Source organism: Calothrix sp. PCC 7507, assembly GCF_000316575.1.
Lineage (GTDB): Bacteria > Cyanobacteriota > Cyanobacteriia > Cyanobacteriales > Nostocaceae > Fortiea.
The window spans coordinates 3,907,522-3,922,951 of the sequence record NC_019682.1 but is presented as its reverse complement, the minus strand read 5'-3'; the positions used below and the strand labels follow the sequence as shown (position 1 = coordinate 3,922,951).

The 15,430-nt window shown below is 40.4% G+C and carries 14 protein-coding genes; 5 read left to right on the top strand and 9 right to left on the bottom strand.

What is annotated here, in order from left to right:
• Nucleotides 1-69 precede the first annotated feature (69 nt).
• Complete coding sequence (gene rnc / locus CAL7507_RS16585) at nt 70-783, bottom strand: ribonuclease III (RefSeq protein WP_015129638.1); 714 nt, start codon at nt 781-783, stop codon at nt 70-72.
• A gap of 235 nt (nt 784-1,018) precedes the next feature.
• On the opposite strand from rnc, the gene CAL7507_RS16580 reads away from it, so the two are divergent.
• Nucleotides 1,019-1,498, top strand: coding sequence for a hypothetical protein (locus CAL7507_RS16580; RefSeq protein WP_015129637.1), 480 nt, complete (start codon nt 1,019-1,021; stop codon nt 1,496-1,498).
• A gap of 102 nt (nt 1,499-1,600) precedes the next feature.
• On the opposite strand, the gene CAL7507_RS16575 is transcribed toward CAL7507_RS16580, so the two are convergent.
• Together CAL7507_RS16575 and CAL7507_RS16570 are read right to left on the bottom strand one after the other, a co-directional pair.
• Nucleotides 1,601-3,700 (bottom strand): polysaccharide biosynthesis tyrosine autokinase, encoded by a 2,100-nt coding sequence (locus tag CAL7507_RS16575; protein ID WP_015129636.1) that lies wholly within the window; start codon nt 3,698-3,700, stop codon nt 1,601-1,603.
• A gap of 580 nt (nt 3,701-4,280) precedes the next feature.
• Nucleotides 4,281-5,294 carry a cyanophycin synthase gene (locus CAL7507_RS16570; RefSeq protein WP_015129635.1) on the bottom strand — a complete coding sequence of 338 codons (1,014 nt, stop codon included), beginning with the start codon at nt 5,292-5,294 and terminating at the stop codon, nt 4,281-4,283.
• 672 nt (nt 5,295-5,966) lie between these two features.
• Here CAL7507_RS16570 and CAL7507_RS16565 point away from each other — a divergent pair.
• Nucleotides 5,967-6,230: a hypothetical protein gene (locus CAL7507_RS16565; RefSeq protein WP_015129634.1), complete on the top strand. Its 264-nt coding sequence runs from the start codon at nt 5,967-5,969 to the stop codon at nt 6,228-6,230.
• A 188-nt stretch (nt 6,231-6,418) separates the two neighbouring features.
• Here CAL7507_RS16565 and CAL7507_RS16560 read toward each other — a convergent pair whose 3' ends face one another.
• Entirely contained in the window at nt 6,419-7,555 is a 1,137-nt protein-coding gene (locus CAL7507_RS16560) for a cob(I)yrinic acid a,c-diamide adenosyltransferase (protein WP_015129633.1), read from the bottom strand.
• A 234-nt stretch (nt 7,556-7,789) separates the two neighbouring features.
• Here CAL7507_RS16560 and fraC point away from each other — a divergent pair, with 234 nt between their 5' ends.
• The 3 genes from fraC to CAL7507_RS16545 all read left to right on the top strand — a co-directional run bounded on the left by fraC (nt 7,790) and on the right by CAL7507_RS16545 (nt 10,260).
• A complete protein-coding gene (gene fraC / locus CAL7507_RS16555; RefSeq protein WP_015129632.1) occupies nt 7,790-8,329 on the top strand; it encodes a filament integrity protein FraC in 540 nt (179 codons plus the stop codon).
• A gap of 64 nt (nt 8,330-8,393) precedes the next feature.
• Nucleotides 8,394-9,425: a septal junction protein FraD gene (gene fraD / locus CAL7507_RS16550; protein ID WP_015129631.1), complete on the top strand. Its 1,032-nt coding sequence runs from the start codon at nt 8,394-8,396 to the stop codon at nt 9,423-9,425.
• Nucleotides 9,426-9,480: 55 nt separating this feature from the next.
• Complete coding sequence (locus CAL7507_RS16545; RefSeq protein ID WP_015129630.1) at nt 9,481-10,260, top strand: ABC transporter permease; 780 nt, start codon at nt 9,481-9,483, stop codon at nt 10,258-10,260.
• A 225-nt stretch (nt 10,261-10,485) separates the two neighbouring features.
• Here the strand turns inward: CAL7507_RS16545 and CAL7507_RS16540 are convergent, their stop codons facing one another.
• The 5 genes from CAL7507_RS16540 to CAL7507_RS16525 all read right to left on the bottom strand — a co-directional run bounded on the left by CAL7507_RS16540 (nt 10,486) and on the right by CAL7507_RS16525 (nt 15,374).
• Nucleotides 10,486-11,100, bottom strand: a complete 615-nt coding sequence (locus tag CAL7507_RS16540) for a pentapeptide repeat-containing protein (RefSeq protein ID WP_015129629.1) — start codon at nt 11,098-11,100, stop codon at nt 10,486-10,488.
• An 857-nt stretch (nt 11,101-11,957) separates the two neighbouring features.
• Nucleotides 11,958-14,009, bottom strand: a complete 2,052-nt coding sequence (locus CAL7507_RS16535; RefSeq protein ID WP_015129628.1) for a ribonuclease catalytic domain-containing protein — start codon at nt 14,007-14,009, stop codon at nt 11,958-11,960.
• Nucleotides 14,010-14,277: 268 nt separating this feature from the next.
• Nucleotides 14,278-14,493: a 30S ribosomal protein S18 gene (rpsR, locus tag CAL7507_RS16530; RefSeq protein WP_015129627.1), complete on the bottom strand. Its 216-nt coding sequence runs from the start codon at nt 14,491-14,493 to the stop codon at nt 14,278-14,280.
• 2 nt (nt 14,494-14,495) lie between these two features.
• On the bottom strand, nt 14,496-14,690 hold the full coding sequence (rpmG, locus tag CAL7507_RS30910) for a 50S ribosomal protein L33 (RefSeq protein WP_015129626.1): 195 nt from the start codon (nt 14,688-14,690) through the stop codon (nt 14,496-14,498).
• A gap of 126 nt (nt 14,691-14,816) precedes the next feature.
• Nucleotides 14,817-15,374 (bottom strand): RDD family protein, encoded by a 558-nt coding sequence (locus CAL7507_RS16525; protein ID WP_015129625.1) that lies wholly within the window; start codon nt 15,372-15,374, stop codon nt 14,817-14,819.
• Nucleotides 15,375-15,430 lie beyond the last annotated feature (56 nt).

Below are 15,430 nucleotides of genomic sequence, written 5' to 3'. Positions count from 1 at the left end.
TGTAAAAAAAATTACAATTGACGATTAACTCATGATTATCAACTAACGATGAGGGCTTTGAGTTCAGAGTTATTCCTGAGATGGGATTGCTAAAAATGCTACTTTAGCTGCTGCTTGCTCGGCAGCTTTGATGGAGCGTCCTTTGCCTTGACCTAGTTGTTTGTCGTGCAACCATACTTCAGCCACAAAACGCTCTTGATTGCGGTGTGGTTGTGTAATTTCCACAACCCGATATTCTGGTAAAACTTTGAAGTGTGCCTGAGTCCATTCTTGGAGAGCGGCTTTGTAATTCAGTCTAGCTGGATCGAGGCGAATTTCTGCGGCTAGTTGTTTGAAGTGGGGGTCTAGCCAAGGACGGATGAGTTCTAGATTGTTAGTGCTGAGATAAAGCGCACCCAGAACAGCTTCAAAGGCATCTGCCAACCGTGATTCTTGACCAACTTTATCAGCAGTAGCACTACCAGCGACTAATAAATAGAGTTCCCAACCATATTCTCTAGCTAATTGAGCCAGAATGCGATCGCTCACCAACACCGAACGAATTGCCGCAAAATCCCCCACTGGACATTCGGGATAATGTTCCCACAACACAACAGCTGCTACTAAGCGCACCACTGCATCACCAACAAACTCCAGTTGTTCATAATTTGCTGACTCAGACACCGTCGGATGAGTTAGAGCCAAATCCAGCAGTTGCCATTGGATCGGTGCTTCTTTCGGCAGACCTAATTTTTTTACTAAACTTTCGAGCTGCCGCTGACGGCGTGGATAAGCAAGAGACATGAAATTGAGCGGGGGGTATGGGGGTATGAGGAAAGTAGGAGACGGTGGGATTGGGAGCCATTGCTCTCCCCTCCTATTGAAAATCACTTTTTATTCATCAAGTATAAAGTTTTATTTTGATTGACTTGGCAATATGTTCAACACAATTCCCAAAAGTAATTTTTAATTGCCACTCTCTTCATGTTAAGATACTGACCCTACGGCTTGGTTAACCAGCAAATTTCCCGCCTTAAATATGGTTCAGTATACTCTCGCTCAAAGTCCAGAAATTATCCTCACTGTTTCTGGTAAAGATTCAGCCAAAGCCCGCGAAAAAGCAATGGATCAGTTGATAGAACTGATGGATGCAGGTAAGCTGCCAACAGAACTGGAAGAGGGGTTTGGACCTCAACAATTGATTGAAGTCAAAGAACCAAACATTGAGACAGCTAGTGGAGAGGATGCCATTACGCAAGCTGTCCAGATTCTCAGTAACTTGGCTACACTCAAGTTAAAAGTTCAAGAATCACGCACTGAAGCATTAGAAATTCGCAAGGCAGTTGATGTTCTATTCTCAGATCAGTCAGTGACTGAGGAAGAAATTACTCGCCTCAAGGAAGGTTTTAAAGTTCTCAAAAATTTTGCTCAAGCTAATTTGCGTTATCAAGAAGCACGCGCTAGAGCAGAACAGGCTCGGCAAGTTTTGGATCAGGCTTTGAAGTCGTCTGATAAGTAACGGAACGCAAATAAAGCTAATTGGTGGCATTTGTCAAGAGTCAAGAGTTATTTGTCTCCCTCACCTCTCCCTGCTCCCTGCCCCCTACATTAGGAGCTAACACTAAGCGTATTGAGGCGTAGAGTCTTTAGATTTATTGGCAATCATCCCTAATATAGGAGTGCCAGATATCTGAATCTCTTCTAATACTTGTTGTAGTGCTGTCCTTTTGAGCTTCCCTAGTCCAGCTACTAGGATAATGCCATGAGTATTTGTCGCTAGTAGATAGGCATCTGCGAACCCTAGTAAAGGTGGGGTGTCATAAATCACTAAATCGAAAGCCGCCTGCATGGCGTTCATTAAATCCCGCATTTTGTGAGATACAAGCAATCTGACTGAGTCTGGGGGAATTGGTCCTGCACTCATCAAAAACAAGTTTTCTTCTAGGGGCGATCGCTCAATCACATGATTCCAGTCTAAATCCTGTAAAATCACATCAGTTAAGCCCTGCATATTCATTGCTCCCAGTCCTTTATGTAGACTAGGGGCACGTAGGTTAGCATCCACAAGTAAAACTCGCTGTCCCATTGCTGCTGCAGCCTGTGCTAGCTGTACGGCCACTGTAGACTTTCCATCACCCTGTCCCGCTGAACTGATTACTAAAGAATGAATTGGCGCATCTGCACCCAAAAGCAGAATATTTGTATAGAGAGAACGAAAGACCTCAAAAAATGATGTTTCACAAGGTTGTTTTTCTCCTGACAATATATGCTGCTTTGTTGCGGCTTCTAGTTGTTTGCTTAAGGGAACTATCCCTAATAATGGTAATTTAGTAGCATCTTTAAGTTCTCTAGTAGAGTAAAAGACATTGCTGAGTTTATCCACAGCAAAAGCTGCTGATACACCCAAAATCAAGCCTAAAATGCTTCCTACCACTAGCATTAGCACAGCATTATTAGAAACATTATCAGGCTGATTTATTGTAGTAAGTTTTGGATCTAGCAACAGCCAAGGTTGCTGCTTTTGAGATTTCTCAATTTGCAAAGCTTGCTGTTTAGCTGTAAATTGAGTTAGGGCATCGCTAGCAACTTGTAATTCCCGTTGAATATTATCGTGGTTACGAGTAATATTAGCCAAATTCCTGACATCAGCATTCAGATTTTTGATTTTTTCATTCAGGGAGCGATCGCGTGCTGATAGTTCCCAAATACGGCTTTGTAAATTTTTTTGTACCCGTACTTCTTCTTGTGTCAGTAAGGGCATTAAAACATCTTTTTTCTGTTTTAAAGTCACCATTAATGGATTATTATCTGTTAGTATGGCTGACTGTTGTTTAAGAGCCATATCTGTTGTTTGGATGTAATCTAGTATCTTTTGATAGCGCGTATTTTCACTCAACAAAGAATTACCTGCTCTCTCTCCAGGCTTTTGAGCTAACTCTCTTTGCAAATCTTGATACCTTGCTACCAATTGTTCTAATTGTACCCGATTTTCTATTTGCTGCTGTTTTAATAAAGTAGCCTGATTAGCCAATTCTTGAGATTTTTGTGTCGGGTTAATCAAGTTGTTATCTAGCCGCAAATCTCGTAATTTGTTTTGCCAGAATTTAACTTGCTGCTCTAGTGGCTGTCTTTGTCTAATTACGAAGTCTATTGCCTGGTCAACATCTAACTGACGTTCTTCTAGACTATAATTCAAATAGGCTTCAGCAAGTAACTTTGATACATCTCTGACTTGCTTTTGGTCAGGATTGGTATATTTTACATCTAAAATATTGGACATTTTAGACGTAATAGTTAATTCTTTAATCAGTGATTCATAGGTCAGAGACGGGTACTGATTTTTGAGATTTTCTAGAACAGGAGACAAAACTTTAGGGCTTTGTAACACTGTAATTGTTGTCTCAAACGTCTTTGCTGCTGTTGATTTATCTGGTGTCTCTTCTTGAGTATTTATAGTTTGAGGAAGATTCGCTATAGCCTTATTCTCACCAGTCACAGGCTTAGTTAAAATCTGGAATGTTCCTTGATACACTGAGGCATCTATTTCAGCTTTTAATACTGCTCCTGTTGCTACTAAAAATGTTATACCAGCAACTAATAAGCATCGGCGACGTAAAATTGTTGCAATTTGACCAAGATTTAATTCATCATCAACATCATGGCTTATTTGGGAAATATTAATTGCCGACAATGCGTAAGGATTTTTATCTGATTTCAGCATAGCATTTGTCAATTAAACTAATTGTATACCTGACAGAGGTGAATGCTTTGAACGCTCCTACCTATGAGTGTATTGTTATGCAACCTATATCCAGGACAGCTGTATTTAAACAGGAGTATCTCATTTTTGTAAATCACCCCCAGGCTAGAAGCCACTATCCTCTATAAACGTTATCGATTGTGTATCCGCTACACCCACATAACAGATCAGTTTCTTTCATCAGCACCTCAAGGAGGATTACAATTTAGGTATCAGGAATTTCCCTGAAGATTTTGAGTATACTTTTATATTTAACTAAGTAAATAGACTTAATTGATCCGATAGATCCTCGACTTCTTGAAGAAGTTGGAGATCTATCGGATTCCTATACAACATTTCAGCTTTGTCACACTACTACTGGACTGACACGACTAAAATGATGCGATAGGCTTGGATGTAATTAAACGCAGATGCACGCAGATAAACGCGGATAGAATTTCTTTTATTGCACTATTTTAGCTGAAACAGTCCACTACAAATACTATGATTTTTTCAGAAATCAAATATGATTTCTATATGTCTTATATTTACAATTATATAGTCAGCAAATTTCTTTGCTGATTTGATCATTTTCTAGTGAGCTGAGAACTTTTAAATATAAATTTTCTACTCTCTTAGTCTGAGCATCACCAATTGAGGCATAGTTAGATAAGCCAGGTGAGGCATTTACTTCGATGATTGTATAGTTAACCATCGGCAATGCTATGTCGCTGGTAATTATATCTACACCTGCTAATCTTAGTCCCATATCTTTAGTGATATGAATGGCTAGTTTTTGAAAATCTGGATGAATACTTTCGGTTACATCTATCCCCTCTCCTCCGCTTGATAAATTTGCATTATCAAGAAGATAGACAATAGCATCTTTTGGTATAACGCTATCAAAAGTTAGTTTCTGCCTTTGGAGTTTTCTTTTGATGCGGAAATCCTCAAAATCTATTACTTTTTTTCTACCTGTTTTGAGAAAGTCCTCTTGTTTTTGCTGTAAAAGCTCTAAGATAGTGGATTTTGCATTTCCCACTATAAATAAAGGGAGCCTTTGATAGGCTACAATAACTTCTCCATCTAATACTACAACTCTATAGTCATTACCATTATGAAATCGCTCGACGATGAAGCCTGATGTTTTTCTTAATATTTTTTTAGCTACTTGATAATATTCTCGCTTGTTATAAATCTTGGCAACTAAGATTCCTTGACTAAGATTTAGCGGTTTGACAATTACAGGAAACCCAAGCTCTCTAGCATAATCCCATCCATTATCAATATTTCTCAGCGTTGGTATTCTTTCACATAATTTTTTGCTAAAAAATGTTTTTCCTTCAGGAACTTTATATCCAAAATGTTTGAGGAAGAAACTAGAACAACCCTTATCTTTGGCTATTTCTCCTGAGCCAAAGCCATTAATATTTAACTGATTGGCACGAAAAACAGTTTTATTCCCATTCTTAAAAATGATGTGTCCAACTGATTTATACTCTGGATCTAGAATAACTAATGCTCCTATTTCTTCTGCAACTTTTTGAATAATTGATGTTACAAATGGTACGTTCATTTTGAGGAAAAATTATATTTTTAAACTTTAATTTTTTAAACTATTGATTTATGAGACGATATCGACTCATTAACTACTCAGATATACTCTAAATTTTGTGCTTTGAGACAGATTGTACAGGTGGAATATTTGCTATGGGACTAGTATTTGATTTTTGAAATATACTTAGCCCACCAAAACCCGGAATATGGTGGGCATTGCCCACCCTACACACTATTTTTTGTCACTGTTGTCATAATCTTGTGGTTTTATCGGTACAAACCTGGAAAATAGACACAATATATTATTTAAGTTCTGAGTGATAGATTGTCAATCCTGTACATAATCCAATACGCTTGGTGTTAAGAAGAATTGTAGGTTGGGTGGAACGTAAACGCCGGAGGCAGCTTCCCACAGGGTAGTGAAACCCAACATCTTTCGAGGTAAGGTTGGGTTAAGTAACGAAGCCCAACCTAGGTATCTGAAAGGTTTTTGGCATAATCTGCAGTCATTTAGGGTTTATTGGGTGATTCAACAGAGCAACTTAGCTAGCTCGAACATTGAACACTAAGTGTTGACAATCAGAAAATAATGTATTAACAAGGGTGCATCAAGGTTAAAGAAGCGTTAGTGCATCCCCGAGAAGAGACTTGCTAACGCCCTTCACTCAACTCCCGATGGATACCCTACTTCATGCCACAAAATACCGAATACAAAAGTTCCACCTCTGTAACTCAAGCGATTTCTGAAGACCAGCCAATCCGCGTCAACGCCTACAAAAAGCGTCTTAATGCTTGGGCGATCGCTCGTTTAATTCCTGACATGGAACGGGTAATTGTTGCTCGATTCCGCAGTCGTTCTGATGCAGATGGATATTTGCGTCACCTCCGTCAGGAGATCCCTAACTCTTCTTTCGAGGTTGTTGTTGATTACCAACAAGATGAATCTTTGGTTTAAAATTTTGTGATCAACATCTACACACTTGCAGTCAAATTAAGAGTGTAATTATCAACCAATATGAAACACTCGCAAGATAATAGTTTTTGATGAAAGTTGAAAAAACCCCTGTTTTGCAGGGGTTTTAATCTAAGAAGGGAGCAGGGAGATAATAACCTTGACTCTTGACTCTTGACTCCTGACTAAATTTAAAAATCTACCCCACGTTTGAGTTCTACGCCTTGATTGGCATAGTGCTTGTGACAGTAAACTTCGGAGTGAACGCTGGCTAAGTCAAAGTAAGCAGGTTGATGCTGACAGCGACCAGTAATGATGATTTCTGTGTCGCGGGGTTTGCGGAGTAAGGCTTGTACAATCGGTTCAATGGGAAGTAATTCTAAGTCAACGGTGGGATTGAGTTCATCGAGAATGATGGTTTTATACAATCCACAGGCGATCGCTGTTTTGGCAATTTCCCAACCCCGTTCTGCTTCCACATAGTCTAATTCTTGGCGAGAATTTCGCCACACAATCGCATCTCGACCGCAGCGTTGATGATCCACCACTTCAGGATAGGACTGTTGTAAGGCGGCGATCGCTGCATCTTCTGTATAACCACTACCACCTTTGAGCCACTGCATGATTAACACACGGGTAGAACCCGGATGATTAATTCCCCTACCTATGGCTTTGAGAGCCTTCCCCAAGGCGCTGGTAGACTTGCCTTTACCAGCACCCGTATAAATTTCAATTCCCTCAATAAATAGTGCTTTTGCTGTCGGATGGTGTTGGGGTTTCATTTCTGAGTGCAAGTCAGCAATATCGAGCAACTTTTGTGGTGCAGCACGTCCAGTAGCTATAATTTCTAGTTCCTGGGGTTTGGATTTTAGCGTCTGCACCACTTCATCGACTGGGAGCAAATCTAAATCTAGAACGGGGTTAATTTCGTCCAAGACGACAACTGAATACAGTCCGCTAGCGATCGCTCCTTTGGCTACATCCCAACCCCGTGATGCTTCAGCGCGGTCAAAGGTAGTAATTTCTTCCGGGCCAAAAAACTCTGCTCTCCCAGTCCGCACTTGGTCAATTAAGTGAGGGAACCCGCGCTGCAAAGCAGCGATCGCTCCATCTTCGTCGTAATCACGTTCTGGTCCCTTAAGAAACCGCAGTAATAAAACGCGGTTAGAATCACTTGGTGTATTTATCCCTAAGCCAATCGAGCGTAAAACGACTCCTAAAGCCGCTTGGGATTTGCCTTTCCCTGCGCCATCGTAGACGTGAATTTGACCAGTGAGCCGTTCAGGACGCACTTGCGCCGTGCGAATACCGATACCGTTCCTTGTCATTTCTCGAAAAGCTATAACGTTGAAGTCTTTAATCTTACCTAACGTCTTGCACTATGGGATAGATAAGCCTTGATATCACCTACGTATAATAGCCAGCTTAATGTATTAATAAGACAAATGGGAAAATACTGGCACACCAACGTAGTAAATGGCGAGAACAATGAGATAATTGCCCCCATTAACCTCACTATCGCGGTTATACTCTCTAAAGTTAATCCTTCCTACTGACCTTTTATGTTTGAAAATTGGACACCTCCCAGTATTTTCCCCATCGGTGCAATTTTGTTTCACTTTTTATTTTTACTAATAGCCGTACCAATAGAAGCCTATGTTTTTAACACTCGGCTGAAATTTGACAAGAAAAGTAGTACTTTTTATGCTCTTTCTGTCAATCTCTTTTCTAGTGTGATTGGTTGGATAGGATTTTTTATCCTAGAACCAATGTTACCAATACCATTAAAATCAGAATTAATTAATTATGTCTTCTTTAATAATTTTAAATCACCTACTACCCAAACGTTAATTATCTTAACTGCTTTTATCATTTTCTTTGCGACTTTTATCATGAAATTCTTACTTCTCAGAATTTCCTTGCTTTCATTAAGTGACAAAATCGTCACAAAAGAAGAACCAGAGTCTTTCTCTGTGCAACGTAAATCGCGTCGCCTTGGCAAGCTCAAATTTCAAAACACAAATTTAGTAACTACCACATTAATAGCAAATTCCTTGAGCTACAGTGCTATTACTATTATTTTGTTAATTAGGCTTAGGTAGAATTATTTTCACTGTACAAGCTATAAGTTAAATTATTGTTTACTCAAAATTTAGAGGTGAAAATATGGGAGCATTATTGAAAGATTTATTGTTTATATTCAAGTTTGTTGAAGATATCTACGGGGGAATTAAGAAGCTAGTAGTTCCAACCAAAGCATATTCCTGGCAAACCTTCATTTATTTAAGTATTTTTTCTTGGGGACTTTCGTATTTTGCCGGTACTCCTATTAAGGAAATAATTGCACTTTGTGGTTGGTTATTTTTAATTGCCGGTACAGCTTGGTACACTACTGACGATCCTGTGAGAGTTCCCGGTACTTTTATGCCAGTAGGCGCATTAATAACGGGGTTTTTAGTCAGTGTTTTTGCTTTTGGCAATGAGCGCGTGGGAATTACATCAGGAACTATTGTTCTTTGGCCGACAATTGCAGCACTAATTACTGCAATACCCAGTTTTTTTGAAGGGACTGGTACTGATGCTAAAGCTCAAATTCCTAAACCGGAAGAACGCCAAAAACTGATAATATTATTTGCCAGTTGTATGCTGTTAAGTTGCTGGATTCAGTTTTACTTTGTCATGGATAACTGGTTAAAAGAATATCCTAGCTTAATGTCAGATAATTTTAAGCGCAGTACTTTTGTTGTGAGAACAGAAGCACCAGCAAAAATTACTAACAATGGAGTTTATATTTTAAACAAACTACAACCATTAGTAGAACAACAAATAGATAAACAACCTTGGGCAAAAGCAGAAAAATGGCTACAAAAGGCTAATCCTAATCTTGCAGTCCTCACTCAGGAAGTCATGCTTGACAAGCGCCTGAAAGAATTTGATGAGAAGGAATTATGGCGTATTGAACCACGAATATCCAATCCTAATGTTAGTAAAAAAGATGAGTATTTACTAGATATACTCAGTATTTGGACTGGTCCCAGTTCCAACTCACGTGGTTATTACTTGAAGAAGTCTTGTCAAATTCGGCCAATTGCAAATTATGCAAAGACTAAGAAACCAGAAGACACAGTAATCGTTGCAGAAATTGAGTGCGGCCGCGTGAGTAAACCTATTGCTGGTTCACCTCCACCATCGCGGTAAGAGGAGTGGGGTAGCGGGGAAATAATTCTTGAACAAATGACAAATGACAAATATAATGAGTTTCGATAGAATTTTTGTAATTGCAAAAAATGTATTTCAGGAAGTGATACGCGATCGCATCCTCTATATTATCGGCTTCTATGCACTCATTCTTGCAGCCGCTATTCGCTTACTTCCTGAATTTGCAGCTACTACCGAAGGCAAAATATTTTTAGACTTTGGGATAGTAGCAATGAGTATCATCGGCTTGATTGTTGCTATTTTTGTGGGTACAGGAATGGTTAACAAAGAAATAGAAAAACGTACTATTTTGGTGTTAGTTGCTAAACCAATTAGCCGCAGCGAATTTATTACTGGTAAATATTTGGGGTTATCAGCAGTACTAGCTTTATTAATCACTATAATGACAGTGATTTATTTAGCATTTTTACAATTTGGTAATATTTCCCATCCCACAGCAAGTATTTTAATTGCTGCTATATTCATATTTTTACAGCTTACTTTAATCACTGCTGTAGCGATTACCTTTGGTGTATTCACTAGTTCCCTATTGGCAATAACTTTAACATGTGCCGTATATTTAATGGGGAATATAACTCAAGATTTATTACAATTTGGTCGTCTGAGTCGCAACCCTGCTATTGAACGCTTCACTCAAGGTGTGTATCTCATTTTGCCAGATTTATCTCGATTGGATCTGAAAAATGATGCTGTTTATGGTCTGCAAGCGCTTCCTGATGCGACTACGCTAATTACTAATGCTGGCTATGGCTTGTTGTATAGTGCCATGCTATTAGCGATCGCTATGCTCATTTTCTCACAACGGGAATTTTAATTGGTCGGGAGTTAGGAGTTGGGAGTCAGAATTCAGTACCCAGTCCCCAATAAATAATAGGTAATTGGTAATTAAGACAATTTAATTCCCTATTACCTATCATTTATAGCTGATTTCAAGTTGCTAAAGTACACAACCTAGGTTTCAAAGCTTGTTCTATTCCTGAATTCTGCTGTATTAACATTGAATTAATTAAGAATCTAAAATTGGTGAGCTGAACAAAGCTTAGGAAATAAATACTATTTCCGGGTATTGAATTGTACCATCAGGCATGATTGTATTCCGCAGGTTGGCGTAAATCAGGTTTGTGTCCCAAAGTTGCGCTTCAGTCAAGTTGGCTGCTGTTAAGTTTACCCATGTCATATCTGCGCCAGTTAAGTTAGCGTGGGTTAAATTTGCTTCAACTAGTATTGCGCCACATAAGTTTGCGCCTGTGAGATTGGCTCTCTCTAAGTTAGCTTCAATTAGAGATGCTTCCACTAATTTGGCTGCGCTCAAATCTGCTTCACTCAAATTAGCTGCACATAAAGAGGCTCCCCAAAGATTACTACCATTAAATTGCGATCGTCTTAAAAAAGCTCCACATAAATTTGCTTGCGTTAAATCAGCATTAGTCAAATTAGCTTCATACAAATTGACCTCTTTAAGGTTAGCACCAGTGAGAATTGAGCCACATAGATTTGCACTACGCAAATCTGCTCCCATCAAATTCACACCACTTAAATCAACTGCTCTGAGGTCGATTCCGCTTAAATCACATCCACTAAAATCCCGGTGCTGAAAATGTTTATCTGTAAGTTGACTTAATATGAGGTCTTGTTTATCTGCATAATTTCTCATGGCGTTTACCTCAAAGTGTAAATTATGGCAACAGTTGATTGCGAGAGTTACTGTATATTGAGAGTACACCCCAAAAGTAGATAAGCTAGACGGTAAATCAGAAATATCTGGAGGAAAAATCAGTCTTGAACGAAAAACTCGCTCTTTTAGTGGTTTTTTAAACAAAAAATTCTGACATAGGTCATGAAAGATTGATAATTTCAACCCATTTCATACTTAAGAGTCAGCGACTAAATACAAGGGTATCATCGTCTATTAAGACGTGACATTGTCATTGGTAAGATTATTGAGATTGCTAGAGATGTTACATAGAAAGTCTCTTCAGTTAACAGTTATCAGTACAAGAGCCGTTGGAAGTTGCTGTTCGATGTCTACGACAACGTTTTTAACTTTGGTCAGCAGCAGAAACAGAGCTAGCCTGTTTTGCACTCGCCAGAAGCAAAGGTAAGCGGTTGATTAAAATCATCAACACCAAAAAACCACTTATGCCGATTATTTGTATTTTTGAGGACTACCCAGAATGACACCTGTTGCAGCACAAGTTTCAATCACCGCAATCATTCCCATGCTGACAGCTATCGGTGATAGGCAATAGGAACAGTTCAAAGAATTGGAAGCAGATTTTGTATCCCAGCATGGGGTAGAGGTTTGGCAAGAGGTTTTTAATTTCCGCCTCAAGCCAGTATTAGATAAAGACTCTGACCGATGGCTACTTATCCAGTGGTGTAGTGAGGGGATTATCTCAGTCAAAAATGCGGCATAGACAAAAAAAAGCTCATTTGTTACTAAACTAACTAGGATTTACGCATTGACAGTAAATCCTAAATATGAATGGTGAGTTTGAAAGCTTCAGTTATTTAATTAAGTGCTTCTTGGTAAATTATTTCTTGAAACTGAATCATATCTTTTTGTGGATCGGCGAGGCCAACTTTGACTAACAATTGTTCGCCTAAATTAACATCCCTTCTAAAAGACATTGGCAATTGCAAACCCAAATCTTCTAACAAAATTAGTGCCAAATTGCTGTCTTCTCTGAGCCACATTAAAACGGTCACTTGCCAAACTTGCTCTGGCTGACGACGTAAATATTCTAAAGCCCAATATCTGTTAGTTTGCCGTTCTACCATTGTCACCTCTTGGGTTGTACTGGTGACTGTCATCATCACTTCTTTGAGTTGTTCGGCTGAAAAAGGTAAAACTTCACCGCGTAAATGAGCTTTTAGCTGGAAGTGGGTGAGCAAGTCGCTATAGCGACGAATGGGAGAAGTCGCCTGGGTGTAAGTATTCAAACCCAAACCTGCATGACGCACAGGAGTGATGCTCATCTCACTTTTCGGCATACAACGACGCATAGCACAGGCGCGGACAAATCCTGCTGGTAGTTGGAGTAATTCCTCTTCTGGGGGTAATTCTGGCTGTGGCTGACCGCGAAAAGGGAGGGGAATGTTATGAGTTTGACCGTAGCGTGCGGCTACTTCGCCGGCTAAAATCATCATTTCTGCTACTAGTTGCCGTGATGAGGAGTCATCTAAAATATCAATGCTGATCTCGTCGCCTTTGACTTTGATCATGGCTTCCGGCATATTAATGCTGATGGCACCTTGATCGTAGCGCCAATTGCGGCGTCGTTTAGCCCAAAGTGCGATCGCCGCAATTTCTGGTTCTGCTTCTACCCCTAATTCCAGCATCTCATCCACATCTTCATAGGTGAGGCGATAGGTTGGTTTGATGAAGCTGGGATAAATGTTAAATTCTGCTACTGCTCCGGTTTGATCTAAAACCACACCAAAGCTCAAGGCGCAACAAACCCGCCCTTGTACTAAACTCATCGGACCAGTGGCTAATACTTCCGGGAACATGGGGATCATTCCCGTTGGTAGATAAACTGTACTACCCCGCTTTCTGGCTTCTAAATCTAAATCGTCTTCTGGCGCTAGCAAGCGAGTAGGGTCAGCTATATGCACCCACAGATGCTCCCGTCCATCTGGGAGTGATTCCCAACTTAGACCGTCGTCTATCTCGGTCGTGCTTTCATCATCAATTGTGTACACCTTCAGGTGCGTTAAATCCAAACGGGTTCCATCTTGGTCGGATGGTGGGAAATCCAAACGCTGTTGCGCCACTTCTAATACCTTGCTAGGAAACTGAACCGGAATTGACGAACGCCGCAGGAATAAGTTTTCATTGCTACTCCACCAGCCTAAGTCTACCAAAAGCTGAAAGGCTCCTTGGGGGGTAGCGGAACGTCCCAGCATGGTCATGGTTTCTAATACTGTTGCTGGGGGGGGATAAGCTCTAGACAAAGAGTCATAATTTACCCCTGTCCGCACGATATCCGCCATCAAGGCTGCGTATTTTTCTAGTCCTTCTAGACGCTGGCGATCGTGACGTTGCCATTCTACTGCAACGCCAGTGAGTGCCTGCTCTACACGCGACAAAAATTCCTGTTGTCCCCTAGCCTTTTGGGCTTCTACTTCTAACTGATGCTTGCGTTCTGCTACCTGAGCTGCGGTGCGAGTTTCATAAGCATCTCCTTTTTGCTTGAAATAGAGTTTGTCGTCTGATAACAAGCAGTGTGCGGCGTAACAATGAGGCGCTGCTGATTCCGAAAACAGCAGATTTGCCATTTGGGACGGGGTGATTGTTTCCCCATCTTCAACGAGTAATTCCCAAGCTACTTCTAAGCTTGATGGATCTAAATATGGCTTGACCTGCTCAAGAAAGTGGTCAATTTCAGTTGGCTTGTAAGTTTGTCCGTTAACTGTATATGTGATTTGTCTAGGCGCGAGGCTATGGGATTGGCCGCGTTCGTCTACCACAAACCAACGGGTCTTGCCGTCTGGACGGTCTACTACCCCCAAACGGCGATCGCCTTGAACCCTAAATTCAACTAGCGTACCCTTGTCCACAACTCTCGCACTTTATTAATTTTAGATTTTGGATTTTGGATTTTGGATTTAATAGCTGGTATCAAATCCCGAATCCAACTATTTTCAATGCAGCAGCCTATTTTGCACTTTACTTAATTTCAGATTTGAGATTCTGGACTCAGAAAAATCAAGCTAAATTTCCATTTAAACGCAGCTTCTTGCGATCATCCAAAATCTGTCTTTGAAAGTTCTGAGCGCCGGAAGCCGGCGCTCAGACTTTCCGCAAAATCCCAAATCCAAAATTGTTTTAGCCTTCTGCATTAATAAATGGCAACAAAGCCACAATTCGAGAACGTTTAATTGCTAATGTCAAGTCTCGCTGTTGCTGGGATGTCAGCCCAGTAATCCGACGTGGCAATATTTTGCCCCGCTCGGTGATAAACTTACGCAACAAATCAACATCTTTATAATCGATTGGTTCTCCTGGTTTAATCGGAGATAAACGCCGACGGTAATAACTCATCTTTACTTAATTTCCTTGTGGACTGTGTGTGTATTGCAGTGGGTACAGAACTTTTTCAGTTCTAAGCGGTTGGTGGTGTTGCGTCGATTTTTCGTACTTGTATATCGTGAAACACCAGCAGAACGCTTGTTGGAGTTGGTGCGACACTCGGTACATTCCAGTGTCACTATTATACGGGCGCCTTTGCTCTTAGCCATAATCTTACAAACCGTAAAGCCTGAAGAGAATTAACATTTATCAGTTATCAGTTATCAGTTATCAGTTATCAGTCTGTTTACTGTTCACTGTTGGCTGTTCACTGTTCGCTGATTTCACACAAATGACTATCTTCTCACATTGCGCCGCATATTTTCAACTAATTGCTTAATTTTTATATCGAGCGCATAGCCACGACGCGACGAAACTATGATAGTACCACCATAGCGATCATGCAAAGCCTGATGCATCAGCTGATCATACCAGGCTGTACCACAGTCAACAGCCAGAGGAAGTATTAGCAGTATAGCAGTGGGATTGAATCTAATGTTACCTAGAGCAATTGACACTAAAAGCGCGCCTACACCGATGATCGCCTCTCGCTTTAGTAGCGCTTGTAAGGCGGGAATTTTGCCAGTTACTTCCCCAGATTCTACTTCTAACACCTTCATATCAAATGCCCAACGCCCTAAACTCTGCCCTTGATTGTTGTAGACGACTATCACTCGTAAAAGTAACCAGGCGATCGCAAACACAAAAATTTGGATAAATTGAATCCCAGAATCACCGCCTCCCATGAGGGAACTGACTAACCAGACACCAAGGAAATCCAGCCCTAATGCCATACCTCGCCGCCCAATCTCAGCTTTGGGATAGTGTTTTTGGGGAATGCGTTCGATAGTCATACAAAATTAGGTGTTTTTCTTGAGGGGTGGGAGAATTAATTATCGTCGCTATCTTT